The organism is Rhodococcus sp. IEGM 1307, from assembly GCF_030056915.1.
In the GTDB taxonomy this organism is placed as follows: Bacteria; Actinomycetota; Actinomycetes; order Mycobacteriales; family Mycobacteriaceae; genus Rhodococcus_F; species Rhodococcus_F opacus_D.
Genome location: NZ_JASHKW010000009.1, coordinates 208775 through 224949, shown reverse-complemented (window position 1 = coordinate 224949; position 16175 = coordinate 208775). Strand labels below are relative to the sequence as shown.

The following is a 16175-nucleotide window of genomic DNA, read 5'->3' as shown; positions in this document are numbered from 1 at the left end:
CCTCATCGCGAACGCCACTTACGAGGAGCAGACCATGAATCTCCAACACGCAGACGTCCGACGCATCCTTGAACTACTCGACACCGCAGAGCATCTCGATTCGCTGGACCTCCGGATCGGCGACGTCGTCCTGCAGGCGCGTAAACCGGGCGCCGCGCCGACGAGTGCGCTGCCGGTCGAAGCCCTGGCGCCGACGACCGCCCCCGCCACCCCGGCCCCCGCCCCGGCCGTGACGCCGCCGCCCGCGCCGGCCGCCTCGGTCACCGTGAGCAGCCCGGCACTCGCCGAAGTCCCGGATCGGATGATCGCCATCCGGGCACCCATGCCGGGCACGTTCTACCGCACGCCGGCACCGACTCAGCCGCCGTTCGTGGAAGAGGGTCAGCAGATCGAGGCATCCGCGACACTCTGCCTGATCGAGGTGATGAAAATGTTCAACTCGGTCCCGACGCCGACAGCGGGCCGCGTTCATTCGATCCTCGTCGAGCACGGTCAGGCCGTCGAGCACGAGCAGATCCTGATGATCGTCGATCCCACCGACGCGGAGGCCGCAGCATGACCGACGACATCCCAGTCGTTCGGCACGACATCCGGAGAGTGTTCGTCGCCAATCGCGGCGAGATCGCGGTCCGCATCATCCGGGCGTGCCGTCACCTCGGCGTCGAGACCGTGGTCGGGGTTTCCGACGCGGACGTCGACAGCCTGGCCGCGCGGATGGCCGACGAGGTCGTAGTCCTCGGTCCGCCGCAGCCGACCCACAGCTACCTCCGCGCGGACCTGCTGATCCGGGCGGCGAAGCGGACCCGTTGCGACGCGGTCCATCCCGGCTACGGATTCCTGTCCGAACGAGCGTCGTTCGCCCGTGCCTGCCGCGACGCCGGCCTGATCTTCATCGGCCCGACACCCGAGTCGATCGACAGCATGGGCGACAAGATCACGGCGGTGGGCCTGGCATCGGAGGCCGGGGTTCCCTGCGTGCCCGGCTCGGGGGCAGTGTCCGATCCGGACGAGGCTCTGGCGATTGCCACGGAGATCGGGTTTCCGGTGCTGATCAAGGCGACCGCGGGCGGCGGGGGCCGCGGCATGCGGGTCGTGGGGTCGGCGGCGGAACTCCCGGAACTGTTCAGGTCCGCGTCGTCGGAAGCCCAATCGGCCTTCGGCGATCCCACCCTGTACGTCGAGAAGTTCATCGAACGCGCACGGCACATCGAGATCCAGGTCATCGGTGATCAGTTCGGCAACGTCGTCCACCTCGGTGAGCGAGAGTGTTCGACGCAGCGGCGGCATCAGAAGCTGATCGAGGAGGCGCCCTCGCCTGTACTCGGGGAGAGCGAACGGGAAGCGATGGGCGAGAGCGCGGTCCGCCTCGCCCGGAACGTGGACTACGTCGGTGCGGGCACCGTCGAGTTCGTGGTCGACGACCGCGACAACAGCTACTACTTCCTGGAAATGAACACCCGCATCCAGGTCGAGCATCCCGTCACCGAAATGATCAGCGGGCGCGATCTGGTGGCCGAACAGATTCGTATCGCGTCCGGGCTACCGTTGTCCTTCACACAGGACGAGGTGATCCTGGACGGTCATGCGATCGAGTGCCGCATCAACGCCGAAGACCCCGATCGCGGCTTCTTCCCCAGTCCGGGGTTGGTCGAGGAGTGGGGACCACCGAGCGGGCCGGGCGTTCGGGTCGACACCCACTGCTACTCGGGATACACGGTCTCGCCGTACTACGACTCACTTCTCGCGAAGATCATCGTGCACGCCCCCACCCGAGCCGAGGCGATTCAGAAGATGAGCACCGCCCTGTCCGAGTTGACGGTCACCGGTCCGACGACCACCGCCACGTTCCACCACTCGGTGCTCGCTCACCCCGACTTCGCCGCGGGAGCGGTCACCACCAGATGGGTCGAGGACACCTTCCTTCGCCAGTCCCTCACCGAGGCGGGAGCATCGGCATGAGCAACCATCAGATCACCTTCACCGACACCAGCCTGACCGACGGCCAGGCCGCGGTATGGGCGGGTGCATTGGACAATCGGATGGTCCTCGCACCCGCCGCCGCGCTGTCGTCCAGCGGCCTCGCTGCGGTCGAGGTGCTGAGCCCGGCGGTGCTGGACGAATGCCTGGCCCGCGACGAACACCCGCTGCAGCGGGTGGAACTCGCCCATCGGCACTACGGCCCCGTTCCGTTGCGGGCCACCGTCAACCTGCTGACCGGGCATGGGCGGCCGGGTGCCGACGTCCTCGGACCCACGGCGATCGACGGCTGGCTGACGGCACTGGCAGCTGCGGGCCTGCGGCAGGTGGTCCTGCTGGATCCGTTGCTGGACCTGGTCCGCCTCAAGGCCGCTCTGGAATCTGCCACCACGGCGGGGCTGACCGCCATTGCCGCGCTTCCTTATACAGCCGATGACGGAGTGTCCGACGAAACCTATGCGGAGCGCGCCGCATCGCTCATCGCTGCCGGCGCCCACCGGGTGATGCTGCGAGACGAGAGCGGAGTCCTGACACCGGACCGGGCGCGCACCCTCGTCCCGGCACTGGTGTCGGCGCTCGGTGACACTCCCCTCGACCTGCACACCCGGTGCCACACCGCACTCGGAACCGTCGTCGCCCTCGAGGCCGGCCGGCTCGGCGTCCGCGGCATCGACACCGCACTGCCGTCGGTCGCCAACGGCGCCTCCCTTCCGTCGCTGCCGTCGTTGATCCGCGTCCTGCGACGCGAAGACGTTCAGGGTCTGCCCGACCTCGACGTTCTGCTGTCCGCCGATGCGATCCTCGCCGGGATCGCCGATCAGGAAGGCTTGCCCGCGGCAACCCCGTGGCCATTCGATCTGGCGACGTACGTCCATCAGCTGCCGGGTGAGGTGGCGGCCGACGTGCGAAGCGTTCTGCGTGAGCGTGGACGGTGGGCCGACCTGCACGAGTTTGCCGCCGAATGCGCGGCCGTGCGCCGTGAGATGGGCTCGCCGCCGATGGTGCCCCCCTTCGCCCGGGCGATCGCCGAGCAGGCGATGTGCCACTTCGGTGGGGAGCAGAGGTACGAGACCCTCCGGCCGGTTCTGCGCAGGTTGCTGCAGGGCGTGTACGGCACGGTGAACGGTGACCAACGCGTCGACCTCCAGGCGCGGGTCGGCTCGGTACTGACGTCCGAATGTGACTCCCCGACAATCGAAGCAGATCTCGCTGCCGATGAGGACGTTCTGCTCGCGTGGATAGCGGGAGTCACGGTCGCGACCGTCCCGCGGAGAGTGGACGTGCAGCCCTACGAAGCATTGACACCCTACGAAAGCCTCACCCGTGGATTGCTCGGGCGGGCCGGTCGCTACGCCACGCTGACCGTGTCTGCGCCCGGTCTCCGCATCCATCTGCAACAGGAAGGGTGAATCACCGTGCTCACCAACCTTCGTCACCTCGTCGAGGCCGAATTCGCCCGGACGGGTCGGCGCCGGACGATCGCCCTCACCGACGGCACGCTCCGGGACGCGCACCAGTGCCTGTGGGCGACCCGGATGCGCACCGAACACATGCTGCCCATCTCGAGCAGGATCGCCGACGCGGGATTCGGTGCCGTCGAGGCCATCGCCATGGTCGGCTTCGACGCGGGAGTTCTGTTCCTGAATCAGGACCCGTTCGAACGGGTGCGGCTGCTCGCTGACCGGATCTCGACGGCTCCGCTACGTGCGGCGGTCCGCAGCAACCTGCTCCACGGCTTCTACCCGCAGCCGGACGACATCAACGAGCTGTTCGTCGAGCGGATGTTCGTCAACGGGATCCGTGACTTCGCGGTCCTCGACTCCCTGCATTCGTGGGACAACGTGGCACCCGGTATCCGCATCGCGAAGCGGCTCGGCGCGAAGGTCACGATTGCTCTCGTGTTCAACCTCGCACCGGGTTACGACGACGAATTCTACGTGCGGCAGGCACGGGAGGTCATCGACCAGTTCGGCGTGGACACGATTTCTCTTGCCGACGCGGGTGGCAGCCTGACCGTCGAACGCACCCGGACGCTGGTACCGGCGCTGCGAGCGGCGATCGGCGAGACCCGGTTGGAGCTGAACACGCACTGTTTGACCGGGATGGGTCCGCAGGTCGCGCTCGAAGCGGCCGTGTACGGAGCGGATCAAATCCTGACCGCCGTCGATCCGCTGGCCAACGGCAACTCGTTGCCGTCGGCTCAGATGATGGCCCGGGATCTGCGTGCACTGGGGTTCGATGTCGACGTCGACGACCGATCACTCGACGAGGTCGGCGACTACCTGGGCAAGCTCGCCGCGCAACTGGACTACCCCGTCGGAGTCCCCGCGGAGTACGACCCCGCCAATTACCAGACGCAGTACGCCGGTGGCGCCATGACGAACCTCGAGGCTCAGCTGAAGGCCGCAGGAATTTCCGACAGACTGCCGGCGGTGATCGAGGAGATCGGCCGGGTCCGTGAGGAATTGGGTTCCCCGGTCATGGCTACGCCGTTCCCCGCCATCGTCGCCGCCCAGGCCGTCATGAATGTCCTGAACCCCGAGCGCTACGCCGTGGTTCCGGACGAGGTGAAGAAGTACGTGTGCGGATACTTCGGTGCGTTGCCGCTGCCCGTCGACGACAACGTCAAGGATCTCGTGATGAACAACGGGTCGCGCGACATCTCCGAAACACCGCCACAACTCGACCCGATACTGCCGGAACTGCGCAGACGGTACGGCCACCTGTCGCCGGACGAGATGATCCTGCGGTACATGTACGGCGACCAGAAGATCGACGCACTCGTCCCGGTCGAGGACACCTTCTCCGTCCAGCAGTCGATCGTGGAGCTGGTGGCCGGACTCGGTCGGATGCGGAGCAAGCACACCGTGCGCCTGGTGGCTCCCGGCCTCGAACTGCGGGCCAATGGCTGACACCCCGGTACGGCCGGAACCCCGGCCCACCGCCGAGACCGAGGCGTACTGGGATGCGGCCCGGGAGGAACGCCTGGTGGTCCAACGGTGCGAGCAGTGCGGGCGTCATCAGTTCTACCCCCGCGCCTTCTGCACGGTCTGCCTCTCCGAGAACCTCGAATGGGTGGACTCGGCGGGAGCGGGAACCATCTACACCTTCACGATCTGCCGGGTTCCCGCCAATCCGTCGATGGCCGACAAGGTTCCCTATGCCGTGGCCGTCATCGAACTCGACGAGGGTGTGCGCTTGCTGACCAACATCGTGGACTGCCCGATCGATCGCATCCGCGTCGGTGCCCGCGTCGAAGTGCGCTTCGAACGGATCAGCGCCGAGACGATCCTTCCCCAATTCACTCTGACAGAGGTGGACGACCGATGATCACCGACTACTTCGACACGGGTGCTGCCCGGTACCCGGACCGAACGTTTCTGCAGTCCGACACACTGCGGCTCAGCTACCGGGACGTCGTCGTCGCGTCGCACGCGATCGCGCACGGACTGACCCGGGAAGGGCTGGCGAGCAGCAGGATCGGAATTCTGTCCCCCAACCATCCCGACGGCTTCGTCGCGATGCTCGGGATCCTGCGCGCGGGCGCCACCTATGTGCCACTCAACGCCCGCGACCAGATCGAGGACCTGATCTGGTTCATGCGATTCACGGAGATGTCGGCGCTGGTGTACCACGAGCAGTACCTCCCCCACATCGACCGGATCCGGTCCGAAGTACCCACGCTCACCTCCTGCATCGCGTTCGGCGAGCACTCTGCGGCAGGGCTCAGCACCGAGGCCTGGAAGCGGGAGCACAGCGGACAGACCTGCAACACTCGACGAGGCCTCGACGACATTGCGCTGATCAAGTCCTCCGGCGGCACCACCGGCCGCCCGAAGGCCATCATGCAGAGCCACCGCTGTCTGCTCGCCGCCTACCGGATCGCCAACCAGTTCACCGCACCCGCGAAGGATCCGGTGCATCTGGTGGTTGCGCCGCTGACCCACGCTGCGGGAGCAACGGCAATGGGGCTCTCGGCCTTCGGCACCCGCAATGTGATCGCGCCGTCGACCGATCCCGCCACCGTGCTCGAACTGATCGAACGCGAGCACGTCACGCACCTGTTCCTACCGCCGACGATGATCTACCGGATCCTGGCGCATCCCGACGCCCACACACGTGACTGTTCCTCCCTCGAGTACGTCATCTACGGCGCCGCACCCATGTCCGTCGACAAACTCGAAGAAGGACTGAGGCTGTGGGGTCAGGTCTTCGTCCAGTTCTACGGTCAGTCCGAGGCACCGGGCGTGATCACGTGCCTGTCTCGGCAGGATCACTACCTCCGCGACGATCCCGCGGGTGTGAAGCACCTCGCGTCGGCAGGCCGGCCGACCGGGGCCTGTGAGGTGGCGCTGATGGATGAGGGCGGCAACGTCGTCCCGGCCGGTGAGCGCGGGGAGATCGTCGTCCGAGGTGAGCTGGTCTGTCCCGGGTACCTCGACAATCCCGAGGCCAACGCCGAAGCCCACCGCTTCGGCTGGCACCACACCGGAGACATCGGGGTCTTCGACGAGAGCGGATACCTCTATGTCGTCGACCGGACGAAAGACGTGGTGATCTCGGGTGGTTTCAACATCTACCCCAGCGAGATCGAACAGCTGATCTGGTCGCATCCCGCCGTTCAGGATTGTGCGGTGGTCGGCGTGCCCGACGAGGACTGGGGTGAGCGGCTCACCGCGGTGATCGAACTGAAGTCGGAGTCCGAGGCGACCGCCGAGAACATAATCGAGATGTGCCGCAACCGGTTCGGCAGCATGAAGACCCCCAAGCAGGTCGAGTTCTGGGAGTCGCTGCCGCGCAGCGCGGTCGGCAAGGTCCTCAAGAAGGACGTCCGCGCCAAGATCATCGCCGCACACCTGCGGGCGGACTGAGAGATGGCGGACAACAGAGCACTGGCGGGGCGGTACGCCATCGTCGGGGTCGGCGAGGCCGGTCTGGGCAAGGCGCCGGCCGGTGCCACGGCGCTGTCGCTGCAATGCCGGGCCGCCCGCTCGGCGATGCTCGAGACCGGACTCGGCCCGGCCGACATCGACGGGGTCTTCGCGCACTGGGACGACCGCGCGAACGCACTGCTCGTGGCGGAGTACCTGGACATTCACCCCCGGTACGTCGACAACACGGTGGTCGGTGGCCAGTCCAACATCACCCACCTGGTCCACGCGATGGCGGCGATCGACGCAGGATTGTGCGAGGTCGCCCTCGTCACCTACGGCAGCACACAGCATTTGGACAAGAGTCGCGCGCGGGGCGGCGTCGTCCAGGACCCGCGCTCACCGATGGGCCAGTTCGCGACGCCGTACGGCATGCTCAATCCGGTCGGGTACTACGCCATGCTGGCCCAGCTGTACGCGAGCCGGTTCGGCTGCGTTCCAGAGCATCTCGGGGAGGTAGCCCTCGCGGCTCGCCGGTGGGCGCAGCTCAATCCGAACGCGGCGCGTCGGGAAACCCTGACCATGGAGGACTATCTCGCGTCACCGGTCATCGCCGACCCACTCCGCAAGCTCGACATCTGTCAGATCAACGACGGTGCCGGTGCCATGATTCTGACGAGCGCGGGACGTGCCGCCGATCTGGCGCAGAAACCGGTGTCGATTCGGGGTTTCGGTGATACCTACCGACATCACATGACCCCGCTCGGTACGGAGGACTGGCTCGACAACGGAGCGCTACGTGAGATCGCCGACGACGCACTCGCGATGGCGCGGCTCGACCGGCAGGACATCGACGTCGTCCAGATCTACGACGCCTTCACCATCAACGTGCTCGTCGCGCTCGAAGGGCTCGGGTTCTGTGAACCAGGCGGTGCCGGCCCATTCGTCGGAGGCGGGCGAATAGCTCCCGGCGGGACATTTCCGCTGAACACCTCCGGTGGAGGGCTCTCATTCAATCATTCCGGTCAGTTCGGAATGCAGTTGATGATCGAGGCCGTCCGTCAGCTACGCGGCGAATGCGCCGCACGCCAGGTTCCGGATGCGCGTACCTGTCTGGTCCAGGCCGGAGGGATGGTCATGTCCGCGTACATGGTGATGATCCTCGGCACCGACTGACCCATCACTGAATCTGCGCCCGGTTCCGCATCTTTCGACTTCGTCGACCCCGAATACACCCAAGGAGGTTCGTCATGGACAAAACCACTGCGGTACCAGATGTCATGGTGACTGCCAACCTGCTGTCGCGTCTCGACCGTCTGCCGATGACCAGGACAGCTCTGCTGACAACCATACTCGTGACGGTCATCTGGGTCGCCGAAGGATTCGAAACGGGGGTCATCGGCCCGATCTTGCTGCTCGTGAAGGAGCCCTGGGGTCTGACGGCTCAGGGAACCGCTCAGCTCGGGATCGCGTCCACCGGCGGCATCATCGTGGGGGCAGCCCTCGCCGGTCGCATCATCGACCGGTACGGCCGTAAAAGTGTCCTGCTCTGCGGTGTTTCGTTGTTCTCGCTGTTCTCTGCCCTGTGTGCAGTGTCGGCGGACGTCGGGTGGATCATGGCGATGCGGGTTCTCGGTGGACTCGCACTGGGTGCGGTCTTTCCCATTCCGTACCTCATGCTCTCCGAACTACTCGGTACCCGGTCCCGCGCCCGAATGATCGCGGCGGCGTCCGCGGTGCTCGCGCTGAGCTATCTGGTCCCGCAGGCGGCGGCCCTCGTCATGGTCGGTCATCTGCCGGTCGATCTGGCCTGGCGCATCCTGTTCCTCCTCGGTGGCCTGCCGATCCTCGCGGTGCCGCTGATCTACCGGAATCTGCCCGAAAGCCCTCGGTGGCTGCTGCTGAAGGGCCGCACAGACGAAGCGCGCGCACTGGTCGAGCAGTTGGAACGCGAGGCCGGGTACCACCACGAGAATGACCTCGTACACCCCGAGATCGCCACCGTCGTGCGCGCCGAGTACGAGTCCGGCGCCGAACGGGGAAGCGGGACAGCCGATCTGTTTCGCAGGCCGTTGCTCGGCAGATTCATGCTGTGCCTGCTGATCTGCGCCGGCGCAAGCGCGGGCGCCTATGTGCTCTTGGTCTACGCCTCGGTCATGTACGCGGATATGGGGATGACAACCCAGGGAGCGTTGGTCACCACCATCGGAATCATCATTGCCGGCGCGGTGGGGGCGATCGCGGTGGGACAGTTCGCCGACAGGCTCGGCCGCAAGAAGACCTTTCTCCTCTACAGCGTCGGCGCCATCTTCGGATTCAGTGCGCTCGCACTGTCTCAGAACGTTGCACTCGCTGTCACGTGCGGGTTTGTCAGCGCGTTCTTCTGCACGGGTCTGGTTCCTTTCACCAAGCTGTTCACGTCCGAACAATTCCCCACCCATGCGAGGGGTACCGCCGCCGGATTCGTGGAATCCGCGAGCAGGTGCTTCGGTGGAGTCCTCGTCGTCGCATCGATCCCCTTCATCCAGAACAAGCTGGGAACGAGTGCACCGTTCTGGCTCATCTGCGCGATCTTCCTCGTGTGCCTCGGACCCGTCATGCTCGGTGCTCGGGAAACCCGAGGCATGAGCATCGACCGAGCAGGAGCGGTCTGAAGTGTCATCCTTGCAGGAGTTCCGGTCGGCCGACTCGGACATTCCGCACCGTTGACGGTGACAGAATGGCGACTACGGGTGATCCGAGTCGACGGGAGACGTCGTGGACGGAATGTTCGGAGCTCATCGGCCACGTAGGCGAGCGGCCTGGATTGCGATGGCCGCGATGCTCCTGACCGTGGCGGCGTGCGGGCAATCGAGTAGCGACTCCGCCGTCGACGATGCCCCGCTGGGAAAACCCACGGTCACGGCCACGGCAAGTGTCGGAAAGGGGCCACTCCTCGATGTGACGGTGGACCCGTCCACCGGTACCGCCTATGTCACCAGCAGCGGTGACGACTTGTTGTCGCTGATCGACGCCGACGGCGGCATCAGTGCCATCGAGGCGGGCCGGGCACCGAGCGGGGTGGCGGTGGATCCGTCCACCCACACCGCGTACGTGACGAGCCTGGCCGAGGGAGAGGTGTCGGTGGTCGACATCGCATCCCGGGCCGTCACGGCCACCATCCCCGTCGGTGCCCTACCCCAGGGCATCGAGGTGGATCCGTCGACCCACACCCTCTACGTCGCCAACGTCGAAGACGGTTCGGTGTCCGTCATCGACACCGAAACCCGCACCGTCTCCGCCACCGTCGAGGTCGGGGACCGACCCGGGGGAATGGGCGTCGATCCGTCCACCCACGCGCTGTACGTCGCGACGACGGGGCCGGGCGGGACGGTGTCGGTGATCGATGCCGAAACCCTCACCGTCACAGACACGATCGCCGCCGGCCGCAGTCCTCACGACGTCGCAGTCGATCCCTCGACCCGGACGGCGTTCGTGCCGAATGCAGACGACGGTACGGTGTCGGTGATCGACCTCGAAACCCTCACCGTCACAGACACACTGCGAGTCGGGAAGCAACCCTACGGGGCGACCGTCGACCCATCGGCGGACACCGCCTACGTCACCAACATGGATGACGGGTCGGTGTCCGTGATCGACACCGAGACCCGCACCGTCACCGACACCGTCCCGGTCGGGAGCGGTCCGCAGGGTGTGGCCGTCGACCCGACCAGCCACACCGCCTACGTCGTCAACGTCGCCGACGATACGGTGTCGGTGATCGAGCGGTAGCGGTGCCAGCTCCCCTACGCGGTCAGGTTCGGTCATCCCGAACGAGCTGGAGCCACGACTGCGACGCTACCGAATCGTCGGCGCGCGCGGGGCGGGGTGTGCCACTGTTGGGAGAGACCGAAAGCCGCGGCCCACCTGGAGACGGTATGACACGAAAAGCGATCGGCGTCGTCGTCGCGATAGTGGTGTTCGGTGGATTGGCCGGATGCGGCGGCGACACGACCGAGACGGCGTCGGTGTCGGTGTCGGCGACGGCATCGGTCAACGCCACCGAGGCGCAGGACGCGGTTCTCGCTCAGGAAGCGAGGTGGCTGACGGCCATCACTGCCGGCGACCGCGACACGATCGAATCGATCCTGAGTCCCGACTTCAAGCACATCACCAGCGAGGGCACACTGCTTGGTCGTGACGAGGAGATCGCGAGCATCGTTCCGGTGACGTTCACGATGAATGCTACCGAGCAGACCGTCGACATCGTCGGCGACACCGCCGTGATCCACGGCGTCAACACCCTCACCGAGTCGGGCAATGTGCTGGCCCGGGAACGCTTCACCGACGTGTTCGTCAAGCAGAACGGCACGTGGATGGCCCTGTCGGCGCAGGAGACCGCGATCTGACCGTCAGCCAGGTGTCAGGGAACGAAAAAGGTCCCGAAGCCCGGTGTTCCGATCGCCTGCGGGTCGACGAATGCGAGGACCTGACCGGAGCCCGGACGAATGGTGACGGGTTGCGCATCCAGCGTCGGGAACGCTGCGGATCCGGACGCACCCGTGCCGAGACTCACCCAGTGGACGACCGCGAAGTGCGGGTTTCCGTCCCCCGGAGTGCGGCGCACGTGCAACACTGCGGCGCCTGGTTGTTCGCCGACGGTCGCGGCGAGTCGGGGCGTGGGCAAGTCGACGAGCGGGATGACGGGGTCGACCTGGAACGGAACCGTGCTCGGTGCGGCTGTCGCGGTCCCCGACGCCAGGAAGCCGGAGATCGCGAGGGTCGCAAGGACGGTGGCGCCGACACGTCCGACAGCGTTGAGTGCGGTCATACGGATCGACCCTAGTCACTCGACCGCGACTCGGTGCCGGTTCGCGTCTCAGGCGGTGGCGGGGACGAGTTCGGCGATCAGGGCTTCGACTCGCGCCTTGATCTCGTCGCGGATCGGACGAACCGCGTCGACGCCCTTGCCTGCCGGATCGTCGAGCGCCCAGTCCCGGTAGCTGACCCCGGGGAAGACGGGGCAGGCGTCGCCGCAGCCCATTGTGATCACCACGTCGGAGGTTTCGACCGTGTCGGGGGTGAGGATCTTCGGGGATTGGTCGGAGATGTCGATCCCGATCTCGGCCATGGCCTCGACCGCTGCCGGGTTGACGGTCTCGGCCGGCGCGGACCCGGCTGAGCGGACCTCGATTCGATCACCGGCGAGGTGGGCCAGGAATCCGGCGGCCATCTGGGAGCGGCCGGCGTTGTGGACGCAGACGAACAACACACTGGGCCTGGTCATGACGGCGAACCTTCCGTAGCGGACGCGCGAAACCGGGAACGGAGTGCGAGCGACACATAAACCAGCCCGACGAGGACAGGGACCTCGATCAGCGGTCCGACGACACCGGCCAGGGCCTGCCCCGACGCCGCGCCGTAGGTGGCGATGGCGACGGCGATGGCGAGTTCGAAGTTGTTGCCCGCGGCGGTGAACGCGAGAGTGGTGGTGCGCTCGTAGCCCAGGCCCATGACGGCGCCGAGCGCGTAGCCGCCGCCCCACATGATCGCGAAGTACGCCAGCAGCGGGACCGCGATCCGGACGACGTCCCACGGCTGGGACGTGATCCGGTCGCCCTGCAGGGCGAAGAGGATCACGATCGTGAACAGCAACCCGTACAGCGCCCAGGGCCCGATCTTCGGGATGAACTTGGTTTCGTACCAGGTGCGGCCCTTGGCCTTTTCGCCGAAGCGGCGGGTGAGGTAGCCGGCAACCAACGGGATGCCCAGGAAGATGAGCACCGACTTCGCGATCTGCCACGGGGAGGTGTCGATGGTGGTCTGCTCGAGGCCGAGCCAGCCGGGCAGCACGGACAGGTAGAACCAGCCGAGCGCGGCGAACATGATCACCTGGAAGACCGAGTTGATCGCGACCAGCACGGCGGCTGCCTCGCGGTCACCGCACGCGAGGTCGTTCCAGATGATGACCATGGCGATGCAGCGGGCCAAGCCGACGATGATCAGCCCGGTGCGGTACTCCGGCAGATCCGGCAGGAGCAACCAGGCGAGGGCGAACATCAGCGCCGGACCGAGCACCCAGTTCAGTACCAACGATCCGATGAGCAGTCTGCGGTCGCCGGTGACGGTGTCGAGTCGGTCGTAGCGGACCTTGGCGAGCACCGGGTACATCATGATCAGCAGGCCGAGGGCGATCGGCAACGAGATGCCGTCGATCTCCACCGCGGACAGGGCATCACCCAGGCCGGGAATCATCCGGCCGAGGAGCAGTCCGGCGACCATGGCGACGCCGATCCACACCGGCAGGAACCGGTCCAGGGTGGAGAGTTTGCCGACGACGGCCGGGTGTTCGGTGGTCGAGACCTCGCTCATGCCGGAACCTCCGTGGAGGTGCAGGTCTCGGACGGGACGACCGGTCCGCTCTCGGTCAGCAGCACAGCGGACAGCTGCTGCAGCGCCGACGGGATCACCCAGTAGTACACCCAGGTGCCGCGACGCTCGCAGTCCAGCAGGCCGGCGGCGCGCAGCACCTTCAGGTGATGCGAGATCGTCGGCTGCGACAAGTCGAACGACTCGGAGATGTCGCACACGCAGGCTTCGCCGCCGGCGTGGCTGGCGATCAGGCTCAGCAGGCGCAGGCGCACCGGATCGCCGAGGGCCTTGAACATCCGGGCCAGATCCCCGGCCCAGTCCTCGGTCAATGGTTCACGCGCGAGCGGCGAGCAACACGCGCCACCGTCCGACAACTCCTGATTCGACATGCGTCGATATTGACAGATGTCGAATCAGGGCGCAACGTAGCGGACGGCCCAGGTGCGGATCAGGCCGTACTACTCGGCACGTCCGGACGGGAAGTGCACCGACCCGTCATTCCCGATGCAACCACCCTGGACGGGGCCGCTGCCGAAGAAGACGCCGTTGAGTTGCCCACTTTGTCCGGGAGCGTTCGATCCGACCCCGGCACCGCCGACGCCGATCGCCCCGCACTGGTAACTGTTGTTGTCGGCGGGGGTGTTGGGGTCGGCGTGGACGTGGAGCTGCGAGCCGGGTGTGCTCGGGTCCCCATGAAATGCCGGTGCCGCCGCCGCGACGCCCGAACCGAGCGCAAAACAGGCGGCGATCGCGGCCGAGGTAATCGCCGTGCGCAACGCGAACGTGTTCATCTGATGTCACCTTTGATTCGATTGTCGCCCGGCGCCTCACCGGCCGATGATTCTCGGGTTACACATGATTTCGGTGTAGCCATTTTCCCGATGAAACAATTATGGTCCGAGCGGTTGGCGGAAATCACCCCTTCCAGCGCTTATCGGTGTTTTACACGCGATGCCCGCACCCACTCGCCACGGTCGACGCAGCCCTGGCGTGACCGCGAGCGGCGTCGTCGCACCGAAACTGCTTGACCCCGAGGGGTTCACGTGCGAGTTCCGGACAACCGCTAGCGTTGGAGTGCCCGACACTCGCACGTCCGAAGGGGAGACTGCCACGCATGGCCGCTGACGAGATTTCGGAAGGCAACGACGCGCACCCCACCGCGACGCCACGGTTGCGCCGGCGGCTGGGAGTATTCGACTCGGTGATGATCGGCCTCGGGTCGATGATCGGGGCGGGGATCTTCGCCGCGCTGGGGCCTGCCGCGGCCGCCGCCGGAGGCGCCCTGCTCGTCGGGTTGGCGGTGGCCGCGGTGATCGCGTACTGCAATGCTCACTCCTCGGCCCGGCTCGCCGCGCTGTACCCGCAATCCGGTGGCACCTATGTCTACGGCCGTGAACGCCTGGGACCGTTCTTCGGGTATCTCGCGGGCTGGGGATTCGTGGTCGGCAAGACAGCCTCGTGTGCCGCGATGGCCCTGACCGTCGGCGCCTACGCCTGGCCCGGCCGCGAGCACCTCGTCGCGGTGATCGCCGTCGTCGCCATCACGGCGGTGAACTACCTGGGTGTGCAGAAGTCGGCCCTGGTCACCCGGGTCATCGTGTTCACGGTGCTCGCGATCCTCGCTGTCGTCGTCGTCGTGTGCCTGACCGGTTCCGATACCGGCTTCGACGGCCTCGCGATCACCTCCGGGCACGGCGTGGCCGGAGTTCTGCAAGCCGCCGGCCTCCTGTTCTTCGCGTTCGCCGGGTACGCCCGGATCGCCACGCTCGGCGAGGAGGTGAAGGACCCGGCCCGGACCATCTCCCGGGCGATACCCATCGCTCTGACGATCACGCTCGTCGTGTACCTGTGCGTCGCGATCGCCGTCCTGACGGCGCTCGGCGCCGACGCACTCGCGGCCGCGACGGACCCGCTCGCGCAGGCCGTTGCCGCTGCGGGGTTCGGGGGCCTCGAGCCGGTGGTCCGGGTGGCTGCGGTGATCGCCGCGCTCGGCTCGCTGCTCGCCCTGATCCTCGGGGTGTCACGGACCACGTTCGCGATGTCGCGGGACGGCCACCTGCCACGTCTACTCGACGCCGTCCACCCCCGGTTCGCGGTGCCCTACCGAGCCGAGCTGGCGGTCGGTGTGGTGGTGGCGCTCCTCTCCGCGACAGCGGATCTGCGCGGCGTCATCGGGTTCTCCTCGTTCGCGGTGCTGGTCTACTACCTGATCGCCAACGCATCGGCCTGGACCCTGTCCTCGAAACCGTGGTCGCGGCTGGTTGCCGGCGTCGGCGCCCTCGGGTGCCTCGTTCTCGCCGCATTCCTCCCCTTCGCCTCGGTGATCTCGGGTGTGATCGTCCTCGGGCTCGGCGCTGTGATCTACGGGATCCGCACTTCCCTCCGTACCTGACGGTCGGGGTGTGTGCGCTACCCCGCAGAGCATTTCGATTCTCAGGTCGCGGTGGCCAATTGTCGTCTCGCGTGGGAGTCTTCAACGACCATCCTTGCGCCGGGAGAAGGTGAGAATGTTAATCCTGGTTCGGCACTCCCATGCAGGCGAGAAGAAGCTGTGGCACGGCCCCGACGCCGAGCGGCCGCTGAGCCCACTCGGGCACGAGCAGGCCCACGGTTTCGTCGCGGCGCTGGGCGGAATCGAGATCGCGAGTCTGTTCTCGAGTCCCACCACCCGCTGTCGCCAGACCCTGTTTCCACTCGCCGAGGCGCGCGGTCTGCCTGTCCACGATCACCCGCTGCTGGCACCGGACGCGTCCCCCGACGAACTGTTCGCCGTACTCCACGGGCCCGACGCCGACCGGGCAATCTTCTGCACGCACGGGGAGATCCTCAACGCGCTGGCGGAGTTCGCGCGGTCGCGAGGGGTACCGGACGTCCCGCCCTCGGGCGCGACCGCGAAAGGCGGCGCGTGGTTCGTCGACTGCGGTGCAGGTCCGTCCCCGACGCTGCGTTACCTCGCGCCGATTCCGGCGGGCTGAT

17 protein-coding genes are annotated in these 16175 nt (G+C 66.8%); 12 read left to right on the top strand and 5 right to left on the bottom strand.

The window, feature by feature from the left end; genetic code table 11:
- Positions 1–34 precede the first annotated feature (34 nt).
- The 10 genes from QM841_RS19765 to QM841_RS19720 all read left to right on the top strand — a co-directional run bounded on the left by QM841_RS19765 (position 35) and on the right by QM841_RS19720 (position 11236).
- Positions 35–559, top strand: a complete 525-nt coding sequence (locus tag QM841_RS19765; RefSeq protein ID WP_280779419.1) for an acetyl-CoA carboxylase biotin carboxyl carrier protein — start codon at positions 35–37, stop codon at positions 557–559.
- A complete protein-coding gene (gene accC, locus QM841_RS19760; RefSeq protein ID WP_283333229.1) occupies positions 556–1959 on the top strand; it encodes an acetyl-CoA carboxylase biotin carboxylase subunit in 1404 nt (467 codons plus the stop codon). The genes QM841_RS19765 and accC overlap by 4 nt, the downstream gene beginning before the upstream one ends.
- Positions 1956–3386 carry a beta/alpha barrel domain-containing protein gene (locus tag QM841_RS19755; RefSeq protein ID WP_283333228.1) on the top strand — a complete coding sequence of 477 codons (1431 nt, stop codon included), beginning with the start codon at positions 1956–1958 and terminating at the stop codon, positions 3384–3386. Before accC ends, QM841_RS19755 begins: the two co-directional genes overlap by 4 nt.
- A 6-nt stretch (positions 3387–3392) precedes the next feature.
- Positions 3393–4889: a pyruvate carboxylase gene (locus QM841_RS19750; RefSeq protein WP_283333227.1), complete on the top strand. Its 1497-nt coding sequence runs from the start codon at positions 3393–3395 to the stop codon at positions 4887–4889.
- Positions 4882–5307: a Zn-ribbon domain-containing OB-fold protein gene (locus tag QM841_RS19745; RefSeq protein ID WP_283333226.1), complete on the top strand. Its 426-nt coding sequence runs from the start codon at positions 4882–4884 to the stop codon at positions 5305–5307. Before QM841_RS19750 ends, QM841_RS19745 begins: the two co-directional genes overlap by 8 nt.
- The gene (locus tag QM841_RS19740; protein ID WP_283333225.1) at positions 5304–6848 is read left to right on the top strand and encodes a class I adenylate-forming enzyme family protein; all 1545 of its coding nucleotides are present in this window, start codon (positions 5304–5306) and stop codon (positions 6846–6848) included. The genes QM841_RS19745 and QM841_RS19740 overlap by 4 nt, the downstream gene beginning before the upstream one ends.
- Positions 6849–6851: 3 nt before the next feature.
- The gene (locus QM841_RS19735; protein ID WP_283333224.1) at positions 6852–8024 is read left to right on the top strand and encodes a thiolase C-terminal domain-containing protein; all 1173 of its coding nucleotides are present in this window, start codon (positions 6852–6854) and stop codon (positions 8022–8024) included.
- 74 nt (positions 8025–8098) lie between these two features.
- On the top strand, positions 8099–9502 hold the full coding sequence (locus QM841_RS19730; protein ID WP_283333223.1) for an MFS transporter: 1404 nt from the start codon (positions 8099–8101) through the stop codon (positions 9500–9502).
- 157 nt (positions 9503–9659) lie between these two features.
- On the top strand, positions 9660–10619 hold the full coding sequence (locus tag QM841_RS19725; protein ID WP_283333222.1) for a beta-propeller fold lactonase family protein: 960 nt from the start codon (positions 9660–9662) through the stop codon (positions 10617–10619).
- Between the two features lie 146 nt (positions 10620–10765).
- Positions 10766–11236, top strand: a complete 471-nt coding sequence (locus QM841_RS19720; RefSeq protein WP_283333221.1) for a nuclear transport factor 2 family protein — start codon at positions 10766–10768, stop codon at positions 11234–11236.
- A 14-nt stretch (positions 11237–11250) separates the two neighbouring features.
- Here the strand turns inward: QM841_RS19720 and QM841_RS19715 are convergent, their stop codons facing one another.
- The 5 genes from QM841_RS19715 to QM841_RS19695 all read right to left on the bottom strand — a co-directional run bounded on the left by QM841_RS19715 (position 11251) and on the right by QM841_RS19695 (position 13990).
- Positions 11251–11658 (bottom strand): hypothetical protein, encoded by a 408-nt coding sequence (locus tag QM841_RS19715; protein WP_283333220.1) that lies wholly within the window; start codon positions 11656–11658, stop codon positions 11251–11253.
- 48 nt (positions 11659–11706) lie between these two features.
- A complete protein-coding gene (locus QM841_RS19710) occupies positions 11707–12114 on the bottom strand; it encodes an arsenate reductase ArsC (RefSeq protein ID WP_283333219.1) in 408 nt (135 codons plus the stop codon).
- Entirely contained in the window at positions 12111–13199 is a 1089-nt protein-coding gene (arsB, locus tag QM841_RS19705; protein ID WP_283333218.1) for an ACR3 family arsenite efflux transporter, read from the bottom strand. The genes QM841_RS19710 and arsB overlap by 4 nt, the downstream gene beginning before the upstream one ends.
- Positions 13196–13588, bottom strand: a complete 393-nt coding sequence (locus tag QM841_RS19700; protein WP_280779432.1) for an ArsR/SmtB family transcription factor — start codon at positions 13586–13588, stop codon at positions 13196–13198. The genes arsB and QM841_RS19700 overlap by 4 nt, the downstream gene beginning before the upstream one ends.
- Positions 13589–13657: 69 nt before the next feature.
- The gene (locus tag QM841_RS19695) at positions 13658–13990 is read right to left on the bottom strand and encodes a hypothetical protein (RefSeq protein ID WP_280779433.1); all 333 of its coding nucleotides are present in this window, start codon (positions 13988–13990) and stop codon (positions 13658–13660) included.
- Between the two features lie 323 nt (positions 13991–14313).
- On the opposite strand from QM841_RS19695, the gene QM841_RS19690 reads away from it, so the two are divergent.
- Both QM841_RS19690 and QM841_RS19685 read left to right on the top strand, forming a co-directional pair.
- A complete protein-coding gene (locus QM841_RS19690) occupies positions 14314–15591 on the top strand; it encodes an APC family permease (protein ID WP_283333217.1) in 1278 nt (425 codons plus the stop codon).
- A 115-nt stretch (positions 15592–15706) separates the two neighbouring features.
- Complete coding sequence (locus tag QM841_RS19685) at positions 15707–16174, top strand: SixA phosphatase family protein (RefSeq protein WP_283333216.1); 468 nt, start codon at positions 15707–15709, stop codon at positions 16172–16174.
- The last annotated feature ends 1 nt before the right edge of the window (position 16175 follow it).